This is a genomic window from Ruegeria sp. BB5, assembly GCF_056539405.1.
This window is the reverse complement of the sequence record NZ_JBQFUX010000002.1, coordinates 254,904-275,902: the sequence shown is the minus strand read 5'-3', so window position 1 is coordinate 275,902 and position 20,999 is coordinate 254,904. Positions and strand designations below refer to the sequence as shown.

The 20,999-nt window shown below is 58.6% G+C and carries 18 protein-coding genes; 6 read left to right on the top strand and 12 right to left on the bottom strand.

All coding sequences use genetic code 11. The annotated features are described in order from the left end of the window. Window positions 1-23: 23 nt before the first annotated feature. The 3 genes from ACR0DL_RS09345 to betB form a co-directional block, all read right to left on the bottom strand. The gene (locus ACR0DL_RS09345) at window positions 24-1,367 is read right to left on the bottom strand and encodes an MmgE/PrpD family protein (protein ID WP_480688758.1); all 1,344 of its coding nucleotides are present in this window, start codon (window positions 1,365-1,367) and stop codon (window positions 24-26) included. Continuing rightward, on the bottom strand, window positions 1,364-3,805 hold the full coding sequence (locus ACR0DL_RS09340; protein WP_480688756.1) for a GcvT family protein: 2,442 nt from the start codon (window positions 3,803-3,805) through the stop codon (window positions 1,364-1,366). The genes ACR0DL_RS09345 and ACR0DL_RS09340 overlap by 4 nt, the downstream gene beginning before the upstream one ends. A 146-nt stretch (window positions 3,806-3,951) precedes the next feature. Beyond that, window positions 3,952-5,406: a betaine-aldehyde dehydrogenase gene (gene betB, locus ACR0DL_RS09335; protein ID WP_480688754.1), complete on the bottom strand. Its 1,455-nt coding sequence runs from the start codon at window positions 5,404-5,406 to the stop codon at window positions 3,952-3,954. Between the two features lie 182 nt (window positions 5,407-5,588). Between betB and ACR0DL_RS09330 the strand changes: the two genes are divergently transcribed. Next, window positions 5,589-5,918 carry a hypothetical protein gene (locus tag ACR0DL_RS09330; RefSeq protein WP_170360821.1) on the top strand — a complete coding sequence of 110 codons (330 nt, stop codon included), beginning with the start codon at window positions 5,589-5,591 and terminating at the stop codon, window positions 5,916-5,918. A 4-nt stretch (window positions 5,919-5,922) separates the two neighbouring features. On the opposite strand, the gene ACR0DL_RS09325 is transcribed toward ACR0DL_RS09330, so the two are convergent. Both ACR0DL_RS09325 and trhO read right to left on the bottom strand, forming a co-directional pair. Continuing rightward, window positions 5,923-6,426, bottom strand: a complete 504-nt coding sequence (locus tag ACR0DL_RS09325; RefSeq protein WP_170349735.1) for a potassium channel family protein — start codon at window positions 6,424-6,426, stop codon at window positions 5,923-5,925. Between the two features lie 75 nt (window positions 6,427-6,501). Then, on the bottom strand, window positions 6,502-7,407 hold the full coding sequence (gene trhO, locus ACR0DL_RS09320) for an oxygen-dependent tRNA uridine(34) hydroxylase TrhO (protein ID WP_480688752.1): 906 nt from the start codon (window positions 7,405-7,407) through the stop codon (window positions 6,502-6,504). Between the two features lie 117 nt (window positions 7,408-7,524). On the opposite strand from trhO, the gene pncA reads away from it, so the two are divergent. Beyond that, window positions 7,525-8,118: a bifunctional nicotinamidase/pyrazinamidase gene (gene pncA, locus ACR0DL_RS09315; RefSeq protein WP_480688750.1), complete on the top strand. Its 594-nt coding sequence runs from the start codon at window positions 7,525-7,527 to the stop codon at window positions 8,116-8,118. Here the strand turns inward: pncA and ACR0DL_RS09310 are convergent. Continuing rightward, a complete protein-coding gene (locus ACR0DL_RS09310) occupies window positions 8,115-8,648 on the bottom strand; it encodes a hypothetical protein (protein ID WP_170349732.1) in 534 nt (177 codons plus the stop codon). The genes pncA and ACR0DL_RS09310 overlap by 4 nt on opposite strands. A gap of 166 nt (window positions 8,649-8,814) precedes the next feature. Here ACR0DL_RS09310 and pncB point away from each other — a divergent pair, with 166 nt between their 5' ends. Next, window positions 8,815-10,107: a nicotinate phosphoribosyltransferase gene (gene pncB, locus ACR0DL_RS09305; protein WP_480688748.1), complete on the top strand. Its 1,293-nt coding sequence runs from the start codon at window positions 8,815-8,817 to the stop codon at window positions 10,105-10,107. 3 nt (window positions 10,108-10,110) lie between these two features. Here the strand turns inward: pncB and ACR0DL_RS09300 are convergent, their stop codons facing one another. The 6 genes from ACR0DL_RS09300 to ACR0DL_RS09275 are packed head-to-tail and all read right to left on the bottom strand — an operon-like array spanning window position 10,111 to window position 17,599. Beyond that, the gene (locus ACR0DL_RS09300; RefSeq protein ID WP_480688746.1) at window positions 10,111-11,562 is read right to left on the bottom strand and encodes an aldehyde dehydrogenase family protein; all 1,452 of its coding nucleotides are present in this window, start codon (window positions 11,560-11,562) and stop codon (window positions 10,111-10,113) included. Between the two features lie 31 nt (window positions 11,563-11,593). After that, the gene (locus tag ACR0DL_RS09295) at window positions 11,594-13,192 is read right to left on the bottom strand and encodes an ABC transporter ATP-binding protein (RefSeq protein WP_480688744.1); all 1,599 of its coding nucleotides are present in this window, start codon (window positions 13,190-13,192) and stop codon (window positions 11,594-11,596) included. Then, window positions 13,189-14,004, bottom strand: a complete 816-nt coding sequence (locus ACR0DL_RS09290; RefSeq protein ID WP_480688742.1) for an ABC transporter permease — start codon at window positions 14,002-14,004, stop codon at window positions 13,189-13,191. The genes ACR0DL_RS09295 and ACR0DL_RS09290 overlap by 4 nt, the downstream gene beginning before the upstream one ends. After that, window positions 14,001-14,948, bottom strand: a complete 948-nt coding sequence (locus ACR0DL_RS09285) for an ABC transporter permease (RefSeq protein WP_480688740.1) — start codon at window positions 14,946-14,948, stop codon at window positions 14,001-14,003. The genes ACR0DL_RS09290 and ACR0DL_RS09285 overlap by 4 nt, the downstream gene beginning before the upstream one ends. Before the next feature lie 40 nt (window positions 14,949-14,988). Next, complete coding sequence (locus ACR0DL_RS09280) at window positions 14,989-16,056, bottom strand: ligand-gated ion channel (RefSeq protein WP_480688738.1); 1,068 nt, start codon at window positions 16,054-16,056, stop codon at window positions 14,989-14,991. Between the two features lie 55 nt (window positions 16,057-16,111). After that, window positions 16,112-17,599: an ABC transporter substrate-binding protein gene (locus ACR0DL_RS09275; RefSeq protein WP_170396647.1), complete on the bottom strand. Its 1,488-nt coding sequence runs from the start codon at window positions 17,597-17,599 to the stop codon at window positions 16,112-16,114. A 171-nt stretch (window positions 17,600-17,770) separates the two neighbouring features. Here ACR0DL_RS09275 and panB point away from each other — a divergent pair, with 171 nt between their 5' ends. The 3 genes from panB to glpK all read left to right on the top strand — a co-directional run bounded on the left by panB (window position 17,771) and on the right by glpK (window position 20,997). Further along, a complete protein-coding gene (gene panB, locus ACR0DL_RS09270) occupies window positions 17,771-18,610 on the top strand; it encodes a 3-methyl-2-oxobutanoate hydroxymethyltransferase (protein WP_170396649.1) in 840 nt (279 codons plus the stop codon). After that, window positions 18,607-19,449: a pantoate--beta-alanine ligase gene (panC, locus tag ACR0DL_RS09265; protein ID WP_170550047.1), complete on the top strand. Its 843-nt coding sequence runs from the start codon at window positions 18,607-18,609 to the stop codon at window positions 19,447-19,449. Before panB ends, panC begins: the two co-directional genes overlap by 4 nt. A gap of 69 nt (window positions 19,450-19,518) precedes the next feature. Then, complete coding sequence (gene glpK, locus ACR0DL_RS09260) at window positions 19,519-20,997, top strand: glycerol kinase GlpK (protein WP_480688736.1); 1,479 nt, start codon at window positions 19,519-19,521, stop codon at window positions 20,995-20,997. Window positions 20,998-20,999: the final 2 nt, after the last annotated feature.

Below are 20,999 nucleotides of genomic sequence, written 5' to 3'. Positions count from 1 at the left end.
GCGCGACGTAAGCGACACATTTTCTAAGGATCAAATATCAACGGAGACAAGTCAGACATCCGAGAGTCCGGCGCGACCCAGCCCAAAATTGCATCCCGAATTGCCGCAGCCCGGGTCGGGCCGATGACTGGCGTTGCGAATTCCGAGTACTTGGTGATCACTTCTTCGCGGCTGATGGGGGCCTCGGGACCGCCTCGGGCGTGGACATCTCCCGAGTCGAAAATCTGCCCATCTGAGGTTTCGATACTGACATCGGCCCAACGACCCTTGGGGAAGCGGGCATTGTGACGATCACTCTCGGCCACGTGAATACGGGGTATCAGCGCGGCCACTGCCGGGTCAGAAAGACCGGAACCGGAAATATGCTCGACCCCGATCCGACCGTAAAGCGCCTGCACGGCCACCGCGAAAGGCAACGAATACTGTGCCTGAGAGGTCGTGCCGGGCATTCCGGCATACAGGCAAGCACCCTGATGGAATGTGTTGATCTGAATAGACCGGATTTGCGCATGAGACAGGTCATTGTCCCGCATTACCGCCCGGACACCGTCGATTGCGGCATGGGCCCAACGGCAGATTGGGTAGGGTTTCACGTATTGATGCTCGACCTGCCAAAACTGGCCTAGATCGGCCCAATGAGGCGCGGCGGTTTCTGCCTCGATCGTGATGGCGGGGGCACCGATAAAGCCACGTTCGGCCAGAATAGCGGCTGAAACTCCGACAAGCGCACCCCAACCCGATCCGTCATGCAGCATCGTGGGGTTGGCAATCTCGCGCATCATCTGACTGCGGGGACCGTGATATTCGGCGATACCCATTGCCTGCCGCATCTGATCCTGCGAATGGCCGCGCAGACGGGCGGCCATCGCGACTACGCCCAACGCGTTCCATGCACCTGACGTATGGTAGTCACTGACCGAGGCATGCAGCGACAACCCCGCGCGCCCGGCAATTTCATAGCCGGTGATCACCGTCGCCAGTGCTTCGGGGCCCGTCAGATCCGGGCGATGGGCGGCCATGGCGACCAGTGCGGGCAAAACCACAACACCAATATGCCCCTTGGTCGGGTTATAACCGTCATGCCCATCCAGGTTATCCGTCTGGGTCGCCGCCGCATAAGCCGCCCCGGCCATGCTGACCGGACGCCCGTCGAACATCATCCGGGCGCTGTAGTCCGGATCAGAGCTGCCATAGAGCAGGGCCGCCGTGTCGCGTGCGATCACCCCGGCCTCCATCGGGCCAGAGGCGATCAGGATGCCCATCGTATCCAGCATCATCAGCGCAGCCGCTTCCTTGGCGCTGTCGGGCATCTGATCGGCAGATCGGTTCAGGGCAAAATCTGCAACGCGGGCGAAGGTTCCAGTCATGAGACGCCTTCGGCGACCGGCTGAATTTCACGCAACTTGTGACCATTGGGATCGAAAGGCGGTTCCGAGAGGATTCTGGCGCTGTGCGGCTTGCCCAGAATGTAGATTTCGACCGTATCGCCGGGGCCGGCCACCTTGGGGTCGGCATACCCAATGGCCAGGGACTTGCCCACCGAATAGCCATAGGCACCCGAGGTCACCCGGCCCACAGGCGTACCATCGGGCATGAATATCGGCTCACCTCCGGTGGCATCAGCGTCAACGGCATCAACCTCAAAGATCCAAAGCATTTCGCGGGCAGAATTATCTTTGATGGACAGATAGGCGTCTTTGTTCAGGAAATCCTTGTCCAGTTTGATCAGGCCGGCCAACCCGACTTCTTGCGGCCAGTATTCCTGAGAATATTCCCGGCCCCAAGAGCCGTAGCCTTTTTCGATGCGCAGCGATCCCAACGCGCGGCCGCCAACCGGGCCACCGTTTAGCTCTTTCGCCGCGTTCAAAATCGAGGAATAGAGCCTGATTTGATCGGATTCGGCGCAGTGTAGCTCCCACCCCAGATCACCGGTGAACGAAACGCGGATGGCCAGACAGGTCACCCCGGCCACTTCGATGGTCTGGGACCGCATAAAGCGGAACGCTTCGTTCGACAGATTTGCGTTGGTCAGCCGTTGCAGCAGGTCGCGCGATTTTGGTCCCGCTACGTTGAAGCCCGCAATCCGATTGGTGGCAACCTCGAACGTGGTGCCTTCGGGCAGATCGACCATGTTGAAAAAACGCTGATGATACCGTTCCGCCATGCCAGAGCCGATCATCATATACTCATCCTCGGCCACTTTGGTGATGGTGAAATCACCGGCCACGCCGCCTCGGACCGAGATCAGCGGTGTCAGGCAGGACCGTCCCACTTCGGTCGGCACCCGATTGGCCACCAGACGGTCCAGCCAGTCATACGCGCCCGGCCCCTTGATCACGTAGTTGGCGAAGTTCGAGATATCGATGACGCCTACGTTGTCGCGCAGCATCTGTACCTCGCGGCCCACGGGTTGCCACCAGTTCTGGCGGGTGAAGCCGTTGGTTTCGGTCGCACCGGGCTGATCGGCGAACCACAAGGGGTGTTCCCAGCCACAGTTCAGGCCGAACACACAACCCATCTGCTTCTGCATCTCGTAAGCGGGGCGCACACGGGCGGGACGGCCAGCGCTGCGTTCTTCGTTCGGGAAATGGATGGCAAATCGATGGGTATAGACATCTTCGACCCGCGCCTTGGTGAATTTCTTATCGGCCCAGTCGCCAAACCGCGCCAGATCCCAGGCGAACATGTCATATTGCGGTTCACCCTCGACCATCCATTGCGCCGCCAACAGCCCGAGGCCACCGGATTGCGAGAAGCCGGGGATGATACCGGTACAGCAGAAATAGTTCTTCAGTTCTGGCACCGGCCCCCAGATCGCGTTGCTGTCCGGCGACCAGATCATCGGGCCGTTGATCACCCGTTTGACCCCGGCCGTTGCCGCTACCGGCACACGTTCGGTGGCGCGGATCACGTTTTCCATGATCCGGTCCAGATCGTCGGGGAAGAGGTCATGGGCGAAGTCCAGCGGTGTGCCGTTTTCGGCCCAGAACCGCATATCTTTCTCATAGGCTCCGATCAGCAGGCCGTTTCCTTCCTGACGGAAATAATACTCACCATCCCGATCGGCGATCGAGGGCAGGCGACGGCCCAGTTCCGCAACCTCGTCAATCGCCTCGGTCACGAAATACTGGTGCTCGGTCGGTTGCAGCGGCAGTTCGATCCCGGCCAGAGCCGCGACTTCTCGCCCCCACAGACCCCCGGCATTGACCACCCACTGCGTGTGGATATCACCCTTTTCGGTGCGCACGATCCACGAGCCATCAGATTTCTGTTCAGTCCCTATTACAGGGCAAAACCGCTCAATCGTTGCCCCCATCGCGCGCGCCCCTGCGGCGTAGGCGTGAGTCACACCCGACGGATCGACGTTGCCGCCATCGGGTTCAAACATGATACAGCGGATATCGTCGAACTGCGCCAGCGGATGCAGTTCCATCGCCTGTTCGCAGCTGACCTCATAGAAGTTCAAGCCGTAGAATTTTGCCTTGGCCTCTTGCAGGCGCAGCTGGTGTTCGCGGTCCTCGGTCTGCGCCAGATACAGCGAGCCCGACTGGAACACGCCGCAGCCCTGTCCGGTTTCCTTTTCCAGCTCTTTATACAGGTTCATCGTATAATGCTGGATGCGGGTGATGTTGTTGTTGTCGTGCAGCCCATGAATATTCGCCGCCGCATGCCAGGTCGAACCCGAGGTCAGCTCATCCCGCTCCAGCAGCACCGCGTCGGTCCAGCCGAGCTTGGCCAGATGATAAAGGATCGAGCAGCCGACAAGACCTCCTCCGATCACAACGGCCTGGGCGTGGGTTTTCATGGGTGTGACCTCCTGCTGGCGGGCGCATGAACCGCACCCTGTCAGGAAAGTCAGCCACAGGTCAAAGGTGGCTTATGCTCTGTTCCCGACGCGAAATGTCGGGAACAGAGTATTCTCGGTATGAATAATTTTCACGCAGAGATGAGTTAATACGGTGCCTCGACATCGTTCATTGAGACATAAACCGCCTTCATCTCGCTGAAATGGTTGATCGCCAGTTTCGAATTCTCACGTCCGACACCCGACATTTTCGACCCTCCAAACGGTGCCTCGACCGGAGCAAGGTTGTAGGTGTTGATATAACAGGTGCCCGCCTCGAACCCGGCCACAATGCGGTGGGCGCGGGTCAGGTCGTTGGTGAACACACCGGCGGCCAAGCCGAATTCTGTGTCGTTGGCGCGGGCCAGTACCTCTTCCTCGGTGTCGAAATCCAGCACCGACATGACCGGGCCAAAGATTTCTTCGCGCGCGATGGTCATATCATCGGTGACATCGGCAAAAACAGTAGGCTGCATATAGAACCCGTCACATTCGATGCGCTCACCGCCAAAGACCAGCCGTGCGCCCTCGGTCTTGCCCTTTTCGACATAACCCAGCGCGATATTCATCTGGTTTTCGCTGACCATGGGGCCGAAATTGACCTCTTCATCCAGCGGATCGCCGATTTTCGCCGTTGCCAGACGTTCGGACAGACGGTTCAGGAAGGTCTCTTTGATGCCTTTCTGCACGAACACGCGGGTGCCGTTGGAACAGACCTGACCCGAGGAATAGAAATTGCCCAAAATCGCACCCGACACGGCGTTTTCGATATCGGCGTCATCGAACACGATCATTGGGGACTTGCCACCCAATTCCATGGTCACGTGTTTCATGCCATCCGCCGCGGCGGAATAGACCTTGCGGCCCGTCGGAACGGAGCCGGTCAGCGATACCTTGGCCACGCGCGGGTCGGTCACCAGTGACGCACCTACATCGCTATAGCCCTGCACCACGTTGTAGACGCCTTTGGGCGCGCCGGCTTCGATCAGAATCTCGGCCACCTTCAAGGCCGACAGGGGCGTGGTCTCAGAGGGTTTGAACACCATCGTGTTGCCGCAGGCCAGCGCAGGGGCACCCTTCCAGCAAGCGATCTGGGTCGGATAGTTCCACGCACCGATTCCGATGCAGACACCCAGCGCCTCGCGGATGGTGTAGACGAAATCGCCACCGCCCAGCGGGATATGCTCACCCGTCAGCGACGCCGTCAGCCCACCGAAATATTCCAGCGCATCGGCGCCACTGGTTGCATCGGCCACCAAGGTCTCTTGCAGTGGTTTTCCGGTGTCGTGGGTTTCGAGGATCGACAGCTCACGATTACGCTCACGCATGATATCGGCGGCGCGGCGCAGAACCCGGCCACGTTCAGTTCCGGACATCGCGGCCCATTCCGTTTGCGCCGCTTTGGCACTGATTAGAGCCTGATTTACAATCTCTGGCGTGGCGGAATGCAACCGCGCGATGACCTCGCCAGTGGCCGGGTAGATGACGTCGATGGGGGCGCCATTGGTGTCTTCGACATATTCACCGTTGATGAAATGGCTGGCCTTGGGCTGAAACTTCATGCCGCGTCCTTTTCTTGATTGCACCCACGTCGGGCAAAGAGCGTTATCCGCGGATTTAGCTTTTATTGATTGGTCAGTCAATAAAAGCCGTAACAGGCAATATCCCGCCGAGTCGCAGCCCCCTCTCTTGAAATTAGAAGTTAATGTTCCATTTATGTTCTACATAGTCAGGGGAATATCCGATGACCCAGAACTTGCGAAATTCCGCCCCAAGCGGCCCGACAAACGACTATCACCTGCTGCCCGTCACGGACCGGCAGATGCGCTTTGCCCGCGCTATTGCGGAACAGTCGGCGCTGGAAATCCCGGTCGAAGCACAACGTGACCGCCGATCAATGTCAGCCTGGATTTCGGCACATAAACCACACGATCCGTCACCTTTTGCCAATTATCCCACAGGCAAGCAGGTCGCCTTTGCCGAACGGATTTCGCGCAGCAAACGCAGGCCAATCCCGTCTGAGTGTTTTCGCGACAAATACGCAATGTCCCAGTGGATCGACCACAACAAGTGACCGTTCAATTCTGGCTGTGTCCGCGCGCGTAAATACCCACGGCCGCCGCTACGAACAGGCCCAGCAGGATATACCCAGTGATCGCCTCAGCCACGGCCAGCCCGCGGCACAGGCCTGCGGGATGCAGGTCTCCGAACCCAACCGTCGTGAATGTGACATATGAGAAATACAAAACGTCTGACGGCCCTTTGGCCCCGACCACACACAGATCGTTATACCCGAACGAGCCGTAAACGGCTGCGAACAAGAAAGGCACGACCTGAATAAAGGATATCCCCATCAGCAACAGTTGGCGCTTTGGGGATTTCACTTGGGTCATGTAGTACCAGGTCTGCGACACCAGCCAGATCGTCAACCCTACGGTTGTTGCAGTCCCTATTTTGTCGCCAGCAGTGGTCTCGCTCAGCCGCGACAGGCCATACCAGGCAACAAAGCTGACGACCACCAGACCCAGGGCCGCGACCAAAGTCGATTTCCACTCATCCAGAGTTGTCGGGTCGCGGTGCATTAAACCTCCGATACGGTGATGCAGGTTCAATGATCGACATTCCGACCCGCGCCTGCAACCTTATTTATCAGAGAGTTAGTCGGCGCCCAGATGCTCTTGCCCGCGTTGCCGCGCCAGACCGATCTGCTTCTGCCGCTCACGGAACCGCATTTTGTCGGCTTCAGAGGTTTCGTCAACACACCGGTGGCAGGACACGCCATGTTCGTATTCAGGGCGCTTCATATCCTCGGGCAGAATCGGACGGCGGCAACCGTGGCACAGGTTATGCGGCCCCTCGACCAGCCCGTGCCCAACGGACACACGGTTGTCGAACACAAAGCACTCGCCCTGCCAGGTGCTGTCATCAGCTGGCATTTCCTCAAGATAGCGCAGGATGCCGCCCTTCAGGTGATACACATCCTCAACCCCCTGCCCCAGCAGGAAGTTGGTGGATTTCTCACAGCGAATACCACCGGTGCAGAACATGGCGACGCGCTTGTTGTGGAACCGCTCTTTGTTCTCTTCCCACCAAGCCGGGAACTCACGGAAGCTGGCCGTTTCAGGGTCTATTGCGCCCTCAAACGTGCCAATCGCCACCTCATAATCGTTGCGGGTGTCGATCACCACCACGTCGTCCGAGCGGATCAGATCGTTCCAATCCTCAGGCTCGACATAGTTGCCGACACGGGCGCGCGGATCGATATCCGGCTGCCCCATGGTCACGATCTCTTTTTTCAAGCGCACCTTCATCTTGCCAAAAGGCGGATGATCGGCGGTGGCCTCTTTCCAGTCCAGATCGGCACAGCCGGGCAGCGCTTTGATATGCGCCAGCACCGCATCGATCCCAGCGCGGGGGCCGGCAATGGTGCCATTGATCCCCTCTTGCGCCAGCAGCAATGTGCCTTTGACAGATTGCGTACGGCACAGGTCCAACAAAGGCTCGCGCAGGGCAGCGTGATCCGGGAAACGGGTGAAGTGATAGAGAGCAGCGATGGTATACATGCGCGCGGTCTAAACCTGACGCAACAGAGTCGCAAGGGATCGAATTGACGCTTCGCAGCCAGATTGACGATTGGGCCTGCGCGCCCTACCGATAGAGCAACCTGAGGAGAAACCGCGATGACCCACGCCCTGCTTGTAATCGACGTCCAGAACGATTTCTGCCCCGGCGGCGCGCTGGCCGTACCCGGAGGGGATGAGATCGTGGCCCCGATCAACGCCATGATGGACGAATTCGATGCAGTGATCCTGACGCAGGACTGGCATCCGGCGGGCCATTCGTCGTTCGCCGGGTCGCATGAAGACAAGAACCCGTTTGACATGACGGAAATGCACTACGGCCCGCAGGTACTTTGGCCGGATCACTGCGTTCAGGGAACCGAGGGCGCCAATTTCCATCCGGATCTTAACACCCATGCCGATCTTGTCCTTCGCAAGGGCTTTCGTAGCGGTATCGACAGCTACTCGGCGTTTTTCGAAAATGACCAGAAAACACCAACAGGGTTGGAGGGGTATCTTAAGTCGCGCGGGATCACGAAACTGACGCTCGTCGGCTTGGCCACTGATTTTTGTGTGTACTATTCCGCAATCGACGCAGCACGCCTGGGTTTTGACGTCACGGTCCGAATGGATGCGTGCCGAGCTATCGACATGGATGGATCACTGGCCGCTGCTGAAACCGCGATGCGGGAAGCCGGCGTTATCCTGGCCTAGGGGGCAGACCCCTCGGACGCCAGGTATCTCAGCACGACAATCACAACCACGGCCAGACCAAGCGCAAACCCGATACGCCCCTGAACCGAGCGTCGTTTTGGTTTGACCACATCAGGCGCTTGAGGGCTTGGCGTCAATTCCTGCAACTCGCGCGTCGCATTTGCCCGGGGGCGTGCCCGCCTTACGTCGTCCAGGAAATGCCAAAAGTCGAAATCACCACAATATTCCCCCTGAACACCCATATTGCGGATATTCGAAAACAGCCGTTTCAGGATGCGTTCACGATCCGGTGCATCTTCGGACAGGAAATAACCATGTGGAAGGCTGCCACCCTTGGATTCCAGGCTGAAGCCCGATTCCAGAAAAATACGACGAATCTTGGGGGATGCACTGTGCAAGGCCTCAACAGTCTGAGTATTGCGAAAGGTCGCGCGAACGGCGCGGTGGCCCGTCACGGCAGCCATGCCATGTTCCGGATCCACTTCATCAGGCGCAATCGCTACAATATCAAAGTCGTACTCGAGACCCATTAACCAACTAAACCTTGTTCTTCCAACCCCTTCTTTTCACTAACCAATGAAAAGATTACACAATATGCTCGATTTGTGACCTCACCTTGTCATTGTCTTCAATCTAGCGACTCTTGCCAATTCATGCACCTATTGATCTAACAACAGAAATCGCAGGAGTTCTGCCATGGTCGATATTGCGACGCGCGTGTACAATCATAAATGGAAGATTGACCCGATTGTACGGTCTTTAATCGACACAGACTTCTACAAACTGCTGATGTGCCAGTCAGTGTTTCGAAATAAGCCCCAAACGGATGTGGTTTTTTCGCTGATCAACCGGTCGAATCACATTCCACTGGCCAAATTGATCGATGAGGGTGAGCTGCGCGAACAGCTGGATCATATCCGGTCTCTTAGCCTCAGCCGGGGTGAAAGCACCTGGCTGCGTGGCAATATGTTCTATGGGAAACGGCAGATGTTCCGCTCGGGTTTTATGGAATGGTTCGAGAATCTGCGCCTGCCGCCCTACCACCTTGAGCGCAAAGGCGATCAGTACGAACTGACCTTCGAGGGCAAGTGGCACGAGGTCATGCTGTGGGAAATCCCGGCGCTTGCGGTATTGATGGAGCTGCGATCCCGCGCCGTTCTAAACAATATGCGCCGGTTCGAACTGCAGGTGCTTTATGCCCGTGCCATGACCCGCGTTTGGGAAAAAATCGATCAATTGCGCAGCATCGATGGGCTGGGCATTGCTGATTTCGGCACCCGTCGGCGGCATTCCTTCCTGTGGCAGGACTGGTGCGTGCAGGCGATGATCGAAGGGCTGGGGCCCGCGTTTACCGGCACCTCGAACTGCCTGATCGCCATGCGACGCGAGGTTGAGGCGATCGGCACCAATGCCCATGAACTGCCCATGGTCTATTCCGCGCTGGCGGAATCCGACACCGAACTGGCGCAGGCCCCCTATGACGTCCTCAGCGACTGGCACGAGGAACATGACGGTAATCTGCGCATCATCCTGCCCGACACCTATGGCACGCAGGGCTTTCTGGACAATGCGCCGGATTGGCTGGCGGGATGGACCGGTATTCGTGTCGACAGCGGAGATCCGGCGACAGGTGCCGAGATTGCCATCAACTGGTGGAAATCCCGCGGTGAGGACCCGCTGCAAAAGCGGGTAATCTTCTCGGACGGCCTGGACGTGGACAAGATCCACGAACTGCAGAGCCAGTTCGCTCATCGCACGAAGGTCTCGTTTGGTTGGGGCACCTTGCTAACCAATGATTTCCGTGGACTTGTCCCGAATGACGTACTGGCACCGTTCTCTCTGGTCTGCAAGGCGGTGTCCGCCAATGGCCGACCAACCGTGAAACTGTCCGACAACCCGGAAAAAGCGATGGGCCCAAAGGATGAGATCGAGCGCTATAAGCGCGTCTTCGGTGTGGGTGCACAACAGTCGATCGAAGTGATTGTTTAGACCCTAACCATGGTAAGCCGCTACTGTTTTCACCTGCGAGAACCCAAACAGCGCCTCGAACCCCTTTTCGCGGCCATGACCGGACTTGCCGACACCGCCAAACGGCAACTCTACCCCGCCCCCCGCACCATAATTGTTGATGAACACCTGTCCCGAACGCAGCTGTTTCGCCAACCGCATCTGCCGCGCACCGTCGCGGGTCCAGATGCTGGCAACCAACCCGTATTCGGTGGCGTTGGCGATCTGAACCGCCTCCTCCTCGGTTTCAAAGGGGATCAGAACCTGCACCGGTCCAAAAATTTCATCCCGAGCCAGAAGGTGATCTGACGGGACATCGGCAAAAAGGGTTGGCTGCACATATGCCCCCTCGCCGGGTGCATGATCTACGATACGCCCTTGTCCTGCGATGTTGAGGTCCGCGCCTTTGGCTAAAAAACCCTCGACGATCTGTTTCTGACGGGCCGAGATCAGGGGGCCGACCCGCAAATCTTCAGGTGCTGGACCAACTGTCAGATCGGCATAGGCGGCTGCCATGCGGGTTTTGACCTGCTCATACACCCCACGCTGCACCAGAATACGGGACGAAGCCGAGCAGGTCTGCCCGGCATTCTGAATACCCGCGTTCACCAGAAACGGCAGTGCGGCATCCAGATCGGCATCGTCAAATACCAGCTGGGGCGATTTACCGCCCAGTTCCAGCGTCACTGGCACCACGTTGCGCCCCGCCGCCTGTTGCACCAGCGCGCCGGTGGCAACTGACCCTGTGAATGAGATATGCTGCACGCCTGGATGCGCTGACAATGCCGCCCCGGCCTCGGCCCCCATCCCCGGCACCACGTTCAGCGCTCCGGCAGGTAGGCCCGCCTGTTGCGCCAGATGGGCAAAGGCAAGCGCGGTCAAACACGCCTCTTCCGCTGGCTTCAGCACGCAGGCGTTGCCCATCGCCAAAGCTGCCCCGACAGAGCGGCCAATGATCTGCATCGGGTAGTTCCACGGCACTATATGCCCGGTCACCCCGTGCGGTTCGCGCAGCGTGTACACGGTGTAGCCGTCCAGATAGGGGATCGTCTCGCCCATCACCTTGTCCGCCGCGCCGCCGTAGAATTCGCAGTACCGCGCCAACGCCACGGCATCCGCACGAGCCTGTGTCAGCGGTTTTCCTACATCCATCGCCTCAAGCTGCGCCAAGTCATCTACGCGTTCCAAAACCAGTTGGCCAAGTCGGGTCAGGACGCGGCCGCGCTCCAACGCCGTCTTTCGCCCCCAATCCCCATCCAACGCCGTTTGGGCAGCCTGCACAGCGGCATCTATATCTGAGGCATTCGCGCGAGCAATCCGGCAGATCTCGGATCCGTCAGACGGATTGATCGTCGAAATCGTCTGCTGTGACGCAGGCGCGACCCAATCGCCGCCGATCAGGCAAAGGCCGGGATTGAACCAGAGAGAATTGGGCATTTTGGCCTCCATATCGACTCTAACAAAGGAATTACACGACATTTGCACCGATACCGGGCAAGACCGGTGCGGCATCGATCAGGGTCCGAGTGTAAGCGTGCCGCGGGGAAGAAAATACCTGTTCGGTCTCACCCTGTTCAACAATTCTGCCCGCCTGCATCACCATCACCCGGTCTGTGATTGTCCGTACGACACTTAGATCATGGCTGATGAACAGGTAAGTCAGGTTGTAGGTGGCACACAGCTCGGCCAGCAGATCCAGAATCTGTGCCCGGACGGATACATCCAAGGCCGAGACCGCCTCATCAAACACGATCAGTTCGGGGCGAATGATCAAGGCGCGGGCCAAGGCAATCCGCTGTCGTTGCCCGCCCGAGAATTCATGGATGTATTTGTTCGCATCATCCGGGCTGAGGCCCACGGCAGTTAACATTTCGGCGATACGGTCTTGCCGCTCGGTGCCGGTGGGTGGGGATTCCAACAGGTGAAACGGTTCGGTGATCAGGCGGGCGACGCGGTGGCGCGGATTGAAACTGCCATAGGGATCCTGAAACACCACCTGCATCTTACGTCGCACAGCGGGGTTCGGCTTGTGACCGGCAAAGACAGGCTGGTTGTCCAGTAAAATTTCACCGCTCTGCACGTCCTCCAAACCCAAGATTGCGCGTGTTAGGGTCGATTTTCCACAGCCAGATTCTCCAACCAGGCCCAACCGCTCACCCCGGTGCAGGGTAAAGCTGACTTCGTCGACCGCGCGGTGGTGATCCGGCCTGCTGAACAGACCTTTTCGCGGCAAGCTATAGTCGCGCACCACATTTCTCACCTCTAGCAATGGCAGGAACTCGGGCGGTTCAGGTAGTGAAACCTGATGCCTCGAGGCCTGAAACAGCATCTTCGTATAGGGGTGCTGCATATTGTGCAGCAGGTCAGTGGTTGCACCGCTTTCGACTACCTCTCCATGGCGCATCACGACGATCTGGTCGGCCATGTCTGCCACCACCGCCAGATCGTGCGTGATCATCAGCAGCCCCATGCCATATTCGCGCGCCAATCCTTTGAGCAGGTCGAGTATCTGCGCCTGCGTCGTCACATCCAGCGCGGTTGTCGGCTCATCCGCGATCAACAATTTGGGACGCAGTGCGATTGCCATGGCGATTACCACACGCTGCCGTTGACCGCCGGACAGTTCATGCGGATATCGCGACAGCGGGAAATGGTCAGGCGGCAGGCCAACGCGGCTCAGAACCTCGTGTGCGCGGGCCCGCGCCTTGGTGCGCGACATGGCCTTGTGGATCAGAATGGTCTCGATCACCTGATCGCCAATGGTTTTGACCGGGTTCAAGGCGGTCATGGGTTCCTGAAACACCATCCCAATTTTGGCCCCGCGCAGGGCGCAAATTTCGCGTTCAGACTGTTTCAGCAAGTTTTGCCCATCCAACCGGATTGCGCCATCCGCCTTTGCGCCATTTGGCAGCAATTGCATCACGGCCAGCGCGGTCATCGACTTGCCCGAGCCACTTTCACCGGTCACGGCAACAATTTGTCCGGCACCAATACACAAGCTGACCCGCTTCAGAATCTCGGTCTCATGGATAGTCAGAGAAAGGTTTTCGATCTCCAGCAAGCTCATGCGCGCGCGACTCGTATTCTGGGATCAAGCCAATCGCGCAACCCATCGCCTAACAGGTTCAGTCCCAGCACAGTGACAATAATCGCCAACCCCGGAATCAGAGCCAAATGCGGGGCAAAACTGACCATTGTCTGCGCATCGGCCAGCATTCGACCCCAACTGGGTGTGGGCGGTTGCGCACCCAGACCGACATAAGATAAGCCCGCCTCGGCCAGAATACCCAGCGAGAACTGAATGGTGCCCTGCACGATCAGCAGATTCGCAATATTGGGCAGAATATGTTCTGCCGATATCCGCGCCGCGCCTTTGCCCGCGACACGCGCGGCCAGAATGAACTCGCGTTCCCATAGGGACAAGGCCGCGCCACGGGTGATGCGGGCGAAGACGGGAACGTTGAAAATACCGATCGCGATGATCGCGTTGATCGCGCCTGCTCCGAACACCGCTGTGATCAGAATGGCGATGACTAGCGAGGGGAAGGCAAAGACCAAATCGTTGCCGCGCATGATCACCTCATCCAGCCATGATCCTTTATGCGCTGCCGCCGTCAGGCCCAGCGGTACGCCCAGCGCCATACCGATCCCCACCGCCACCAATGCCACCGCGATGGACGTACGAGCCCCCACCATGATCATCGAGAACATGTCACGCCCGAAATGATCTGTGCCGAACCAATGCTGTGCATTAGGCGGCTCCAGCTTGTTGGGGATATCCAGCGCCGCATAATCATACGGCGTCCAGACAAAGGACATCAGCGCTGCCAGCAAGACCAACGAGGACAATACTGAACCAAGAAGCAGGTTGCGGCTCATGACCGACCTCTCAGCCGTGGGTCCACGGCGGCATAGGCGAGGTCGACCAGAAAATTCACTGTGATGACAGCAAAGATAAGCAACATGACCACCGATTCCACCACGACCAAATCGCGGGCCGAGATCGCCTGAAACACCAGCCGCCCGAGTCCGGGCAGATAAAACACCTGCTCGATGATGATCGACCCCGCCAACAGAAACGAGAATTGCAGCCCGATGATGGTCAGAACCGGGATAAGCGCGTTGCGCACACCGTGCCGCCACAGTGCTTGACGGCGTGACAATCCCTTGGCGCGGGCAGTGCGCATGAAATCTTCGCCCAGTATATCCAGCAGCGAAGACCGCATGACCCGCGCCAAGATCGCCGCCTGCGGCAAGGCCAGCGCAATGGCTGGCAATGTCAGAGAATGCAGGCCGGTCCAGACGCCTTTGTCCCAACCCGCAAAACCTCCGGCGTTGAACCAGCGAAGGTTGATGGCAAAGATCAGCACCAGCATCATCGCGAACCAGAAATTCGGTACTGCGATACCTAATTGCGTCACCCCCATCACCGTCAGATCCCCCGGCTTGCCACGACGGGCTGCGGCGTAAATACCGGCGGGGAAGGCAATCAGGGTCGATAAGGTCAGGGCATAAAGCGCCAGCGGCAATGACACCCATAGCCTGTCCGAAATCATCTGCGACACCGGTGTTCGATAGGTGTAAGAGGTCCCAAAATCCCCCACCATCATACCGCCAACCCAGTTGAAATAGCGCTGGATCTTGGACCCGTCCAATCCCAGCTCGGCCCGCAGGGCGGCCAGCGTGTCCTCTTGCGCGTTGACGCCCAACATGAACGAGGCCGGATCGCCTGGCGCCACCTCGATCACGGCGAAGATGACCACCGAGGCGACCACAAGGCTGATAAACAGCGATATCAGACGTTTCAGGGCATAGCGGAGCATTGAGGCCACGTTAGGATCACATATCGCGCGGGTCCAGCACCTAAGGCACCAACAGATAGGCAAAAACCGCGTAAGCGACGATGGACGCATAGCCCAGCGGATAAATCCACTTAATTGCGTAATTGTCCAGCTTTCTGGCCCCGTCCTCATGCCCGGACACTTTCAGTTTGCGCAAGGCCACGTTGAACACGATCAATGCCCCTGTCATCAGGAACATGCATTGCAGGATGAAATCCAGAAACGTCAGGTAGCCCAGCTTGGGCAGGTCAGCAGAGATGGCCCAGTTGAAGGCCACGAAGACCAGCAGGTTGCCTCCGGCAATCTCGATCCGGCGGCGGTATTCGTCGAGGAAAAACAGCGCCCAGCCCACCGAGACCAGAACCAGCATCGGCAGGAACACCCGGATCACATAATAGGTCAGGTGCCGCTTTCCTTCGAACGCCAGCACAACCTGATCGCTGTCCCGACCCGAAAGGCCAATGACCGTCGAATGCAGGACTTGTGGGTTGTCCAGTATCCACTCTTCCTCGCCCAGCAGATCACCCAAGCCAGAATACTCTTCCAGCGGATAGTAGGATACGTATTCGGACGGAAAGATCGAGACAACTTCGAAGAAAAACTCCTGGGTGTCGAACGGGTATTTTCGGAAATCAAAATGCGGAGCCTGCAACGTCAGGGAGGACTTCTCGACATAGACCACATGCCCGTCATAGTGCAGCGAGGCTGCAGATTCATGTATCCATTTGTTGGATTGCTGGTTGTGAATGACAAACGCCGGAACCACCGCCCCGATATCCGTGGCATGTTCAGCCAGCGTCCTCGGATTGAAAACCTGAAACTCGCGCCCGACAGTGTCGCGGTCAAAGGCCAGCGCGGGATCGGTCCATTCGGCGCGCAATACGACGACGGCGCCATAATTCTCGGCCTTTTGATCCACGCTGGTAACCTGATCGATACGGATGCCGATCCCCACCTTCAGCGGGTTTTCCGGCGTGCCAACCAGACCACCGAGCCCGCCATCCAGCACATTCTGCGCCTGTCCCTTGCCGCCCAGCGCACACAGGCAGGCAGTCACAGCAACAAAACACAAGAAACGGACCAGATTCATTTTCAGGCTCACTCGGAAACTGGTAATCCGAGGCCGATATCGGCCCCGGACCCGATTATTCGGACCAACTGATCTGGGTCAGGTCGATGGCGGCCGTTGGCGCGTTCTCCCACAGGCCCTGAACGCCGGCCTTGGCGACCCCCAGCTTGGCCAATTGGAACAAGTAGCCGTTGACATAGTCCGTGGCGATCAGGCGCTGCATATCGCCCAACAGCTTTTTACGCTCCTCCGGATCGGTGGTCGCGTTCAATGTCTCCATCAACGTCTGGGCATCCAGACTGTCATACTGGAAATAATAGTCGGGGCGGGCATAGATGCCGATATCCATTGGCTCAGTATGGCTGATGATGGTTAGGCCGTAATCCTTACCCTTGAACACAGATTCCAGCCACTGCGCCCATTCCACATTGATGATCTCGGCCTTGATGCCAACCTCGGCCAGTTGCGCGGCGATGATCTCGCCTCCGCGTCGGGCATAAGAGGGTGGCGGCAGGTGCAGTGTGGTCTCGAACCCCTCTTCATACCCCGCATCGGCCAGCAGTTTGGCGGCCTGTTTCGGGTCATGGGCCGAGGTGCCGGTCAGATCGACATAGGCAGGGTTGTGCGGTGCAAAATGGGTGCCAATGGGCGTGCCATAGCCGAACATCGCACCGTCAATCACCGCCTGCCGGTCGATGGCATGGGCCAGCGCCTGCCGCACGCGGATATCATCAAACGGGGGTTTCTTGTTGTTGGTCGACAGGATGGTTTCCCCCTCGGTCGACCCCACCAGCACCTGAAAACGCGGGTCAGCCTCGAATTGAGGCAGGTTTTCGGGTGCAGGGAAGTTGTCGAAGACGTCCACATCTTCGGCCATCACCGCGGCAAAGGCGGCAGTGGGGTCCGAGATGAACTTGAACGTAGCAGTCTCTAACGCAGGTTGTTCGCCCCAATAGTTGGGGTTCCGGTTTAGCGTGATGCTATCGCCCTGCACCCAGTCACCAAAGGTAAAGGCACCGGTCCCCACCGGGTTGGTCTTGATGTTGTCGATGCTTTCGGGCGCGACGATCACCGCATCCCCCCAAGCCATGTTGAACAGAAAATTGCCGTTCGGCTCGGACAGGGTGACCTTTACGGTCAGCGGATCCACAACCTCAACGCTTTCGATGCCTGCAAACAGCGCCTTTTGTGCATTTGCGCTGTCTTCTGCCGTGGCGCGGTCGAGGCTGAATTTGACGTCCTCGGCATCCATGACGGTGCCGTCATGAAAGGTCACCCCGTCGCGCAGCTTGAATGTATAGACAGTGCCGTCCTCGGAAATTTCCCAGCTTTCGGCTAGGCCGGGCACGACCGAGCCGTCACCCATAAAGCGGGTCAGACCCTCGAAGATATTTGTGTAAACCACCGAATCAATGGCCTGCGCGGCGGCGCTGGTCGGGTCCAGGTGTGGCGGCTCCAACTGCATCGCAATCGTAATGTCCGATTTGGCCAAAGCCTGCGAGGCAAACAGGCTGGCGCCCACCGCCAGAGCCGACGCAATACTCCGAAACATCTGCTTTGTCATGAAAAACTCTCCCTGTTTGAATCCTTGGAACCGGCTGTTTTACAGGCTTTTCTGCACTCAATGTCCCTTTAAACCTCGGGTCAATCAAGGAAATGTTCGCGCAACCGGGGTTTCTATAACCTTGTGCAATCTGCTATGCCGCACTGCAACATGAACCCCGCAGGAGCGATCATGAGCGCCACCGCCCGCAAAACAGCCCCGAATGCCGAGGATATCCGCGCCCGCAAAGGCAGCACACCATTGGTCAGTTTGACCGCCTATACCACACCGATGGCACGGCTGATGGATGCCCATTGCGACTTTGTTCTGGTCGGCGACAGCGTCGGCATGGTGCTGCATGGGCTGACCTCGACCCTGGGTGTGACGATGGAGATGATGGTGATGCATGGGCAGGCCGTTGCGCGCGGTCTGGACAGGGCGATGATGGTTATCGATATGCCCTTTGCCAGTTACGAACACGACCCGGCCCATGCCTTCAAGAATGCCGCTCGCCTGATGGCCGAAACCGGCGCAGGCGCGGTCAAGCTGGAAGGCGGCGTGGAAATGGCCGAGACCATCCGCTTTCTGGTCAAGCGCGGTATCCCGGTGATGGCGCATATCGGCCTGACGCCACAATCGATCAACACGCTGGGCGGCTACAAGGTGCAGGGTCGCGACGAACAGGCGAAGGCGGTGTTGGCCGATGCCCATGCGGTGGCCGAGGCTGGTGCGTTTTCCGTTGTGCTTGAGAAGGTACCGCAAGGCCTGGCTGATCAGATCACCGCCGAGGTCGCGATTCCGACCATCGGCATTGGCGCCTCAGCCGGATGCGATGGGCAGATTCTGGTCGTGGACGACATGGTGGGCTTTTTTACCGCGTTCAAACCGAAATTTGTCAAACGCTATGCCGAACTGGGTCCGCAAGCCGAGGCCGCCATCGCGGAATATGCCTCCGATGTGCGCGCCCGCAGCTTTCCAGCGGATGAACATGTCTTTGCCGATCAGGCTCCGTCCAAAGGACCTAAGACATGACCGCACCCATTCTGCGCCGCCTAAGTGATTTGCGCACGCTGACGACCAAATGGCGCGGCAACGGCGAAACGATCGGTGTCGTCCCCACCATGGGCGCGCTACATCAGGGGCATCTTTCATTGGCCGAGGCCGCGAAGGCCGGAACCGACCGGGTGATCGTTACGGTTTTTGTAAACCCCAAACAGTTCAACAACCCCGACGATCTGGCCAATTACCCGCGGACCGAGAACGAAGATGCGCAGAAACTGGCCCCTTACGGTGTCGACGCGATCTATGTTCCCGATCCCGAGGAGATCTATCCGCAGGGCTTTGCCACCACCGTATCAGTCGCAGGTTTGACCGATGTGATGGAGGGTGAATTCCGCCCCGGCCATTTTGACGGCGTCGCCACTGTGGTCGCTAAGCTGTTCCTGCAAACGCAGGCAGATCGAGCCTATTTCGGGGAAAAAGACTATCAACAATTGATGATCGTCCGCCGCATGGCCCGCGATCTGGACATCCCCATCGAGGTGGTCGGCTGCCCCACGGTGCGCGAACCCTCGGGCTTGGCAATGTCCTCGCGCAACCTCCTCCTCTCGCCCGAGGGGTTGAACATTGCGGCCAACAAGCACCGGATCATGCAGGGTGTGGTCCAGTCGCTGAAAGCAGGAGCCGCGTTTGAAACTGTGGCCGCGCGGGCCGAGTCTGATCTGCTGGCGGCAGGCTTCACTCAAGTTGAATATATTCAACTGCGCTGCGCCGACACACTGGACCCGCTGACCCATGCCACACGGCCCGCCCGGCTGTTTGCGGCGGCCTGGGCGGATGGTGTGCGGTTGATCGACAATATTCCTGTCTGAACGCTCTGGCACGATCGTCATTGTTTGCGCTAAAGTCCGGCAAAACCAGACCGGAGGGGGGGCGCAGGCGTGACCTATATTCTTGCCATTGATCAGGGCACCACATCATCACGGGCCATATTGTTTGACGCGGAAATGCAGCGCGTAGGCACCGCGCAGCACGAATTCACGCAGCATTTCCCGCAGGAAGGTTGGGTCGAACACGACGCCGAAGAAATCTGGGAGAGCGTTCTACGCGTCTGCCGCGAAGTGATGGAAACCACCGGCGTCACCGCCGACCAGATCGCAGGCATCGGCATCACTAACCAGCGCGAAACCACTGTGGTCTGGGACCGCGCCACCGGTCAACCACTCCACAACGCCATCGTCTGGCAGGACCGCCGCACCGCCGAAATTTGCGCGCGCTACAAACGGGCGGGGTGCGAAGATGACGTGACCGCCCAGACCGGGTTGTTGCTGGACCCCTATTTCTCGGGCACCAAGGTTAAATGGCTGCTGGACACCGTGCCCGGCGCACGCGACCGCGCCGAGGCCGGAGAGTTGATGTTCGGCACCATCGACTGTTTCCTGATTTGGCGTCTGACCGAGGGGCGCAGCCACGCCACTGACGCCACCAATGCTGCACGCACCCTGTTGTTCGACATCAACAAAGGCGCGTGGAGTGCCGAAATTTGCGACCTGCTGGACGTACCGATGAACATGCTGCCAGAGGTGCATGATTGTGCCTCGGACTTCGGAAATACGACCCTATTCGGGGGGGATATCCCAATTCTGGGCGTGGCGGGAGATCAGCAGGCCGCAACCATCGGCCAGGCCTGTTTTCAACCCGGCATGATGAAATCGACCTACGGTACGGGGTGTTTTGCCCTGCTGAATACCGGGGACAAACCGGTTGAATCCAAAAATCGCCTGCTGACCACGATCGCCTATCAGTTGGACGGTAAGCGGACCTATGCGCTGGAGGGATCGATCTTTGTGGCCGGGGCCGCTGTGCAATGGCTACGCGATGCGTTGCAGATCATTGAGAGCGCCCCGGAAAGTGGTGAACTTGCCCAAAAAGCCGATCCAAACCAGCATGTGGTGCTAGTACCTGCCTTTACCGGCCTCGGCGCGCCCTATTGGAAGCCCGACTGCCGTGGCGCGGTGTTTGGCCTGACCCGCAATTCCGGCCGCGCGGAGTTCGCCAAGGCCACGCTGGAAAGCATCGCCTATCAAACCCGCGATCTGTGGCACGCCATGCAGGGCGACTGGGGCGCGGATACCGATGTAACCTTACGCGTGGATGGCGGGGCCAGCGCCTCGGACTGGGCGATGCAGGGGCTGTCGGATTATCTGGGGGCCGAGGTCGACCGCCCGGTGATGCAGGAAACCACTGCATTAGGCGCGGCCTGGTTGGCTGGAATGCGCGCAGGGGTTTACCCGGATCAACAGGGCTTTTCGGAAACCTGGGCGCTGGATCGCCGTTTTGAACCGGAACTGTCCGCCGAGGAACGCGACGCCGCCTATCAGCGCTGGAAACGCGCCGTTTCCGCAGCCATGGCGTTCTGAAC

Excerpts from the sequence above, each read along its gene's own strand:
- ACR0DL_RS09345 (WP_480688758.1), bottom strand. The coding sequence starts at position 1,367 with ATGACTGGAACCTTCGCCCGCGTTGCAGATTTTGCCCTGAACCGATCT.
- ACR0DL_RS09340 (WP_480688756.1), bottom strand. The coding sequence starts at position 3,805 with ATGAAAACCCACGCCCAGGCCGTTGTGATCGGAGGAGGTCTTGTCGGC.
- betB (WP_480688754.1), bottom strand. The coding sequence starts at position 5,406 with ATGAAGTTTCAGCCCAAGGCCAGCCATTTCATCAACGGTGAATATGTC.
- ACR0DL_RS09330 (WP_170360821.1), top strand. The coding sequence starts at position 5,589 with ATGACCCAGAACTTGCGAAATTCCGCCCCAAGCGGCCCGACAAACGAC.
- ACR0DL_RS09325 (WP_170349735.1), bottom strand. The coding sequence starts at position 6,426 with ATGCACCGCGACCCGACAACTCTGGATGAGTGGAAATCGACTTTGGTC.
- trhO (WP_480688752.1), bottom strand. The coding sequence starts at position 7,407 with ATGTATACCATCGCTGCTCTCTATCACTTCACCCGTTTCCCGGATCAC.
- pncA (WP_480688750.1), top strand. The coding sequence starts at position 7,525 with ATGACCCACGCCCTGCTTGTAATCGACGTCCAGAACGATTTCTGCCCC.
- ACR0DL_RS09310 (WP_170349732.1), bottom strand. The coding sequence starts at position 8,648 with ATGGGTCTCGAGTACGACTTTGATATTGTAGCGATTGCGCCTGATGAA.
- pncB (WP_480688748.1), top strand. The coding sequence starts at position 8,815 with ATGGTCGATATTGCGACGCGCGTGTACAATCATAAATGGAAGATTGAC.
- ACR0DL_RS09300 (WP_480688746.1), bottom strand. The coding sequence starts at position 11,562 with ATGCCCAATTCTCTCTGGTTCAATCCCGGCCTTTGCCTGATCGGCGGC.
- ACR0DL_RS09295 (WP_480688744.1), bottom strand. The coding sequence starts at position 13,192 with ATGAGCTTGCTGGAGATCGAAAACCTTTCTCTGACTATCCATGAGACC.
- ACR0DL_RS09290 (WP_480688742.1), bottom strand. The coding sequence starts at position 14,004 with ATGAGCCGCAACCTGCTTCTTGGTTCAGTATTGTCCTCGTTGGTCTTG.
- ACR0DL_RS09285 (WP_480688740.1), bottom strand. The coding sequence starts at position 14,948 with ATGCTCCGCTATGCCCTGAAACGTCTGATATCGCTGTTTATCAGCCTT.
- ACR0DL_RS09280 (WP_480688738.1), bottom strand. The coding sequence starts at position 16,056 with ATGAATCTGGTCCGTTTCTTGTGTTTTGTTGCTGTGACTGCCTGCCTG.
- ACR0DL_RS09275 (WP_170396647.1), bottom strand. The coding sequence starts at position 17,599 with ATGACAAAGCAGATGTTTCGGAGTATTGCGTCGGCTCTGGCGGTGGGC.
- panB (WP_170396649.1), top strand. The coding sequence starts at position 17,771 with ATGAGCGCCACCGCCCGCAAAACAGCCCCGAATGCCGAGGATATCCGC.
- panC (WP_170550047.1), top strand. The coding sequence starts at position 18,607 with ATGACCGCACCCATTCTGCGCCGCCTAAGTGATTTGCGCACGCTGACG.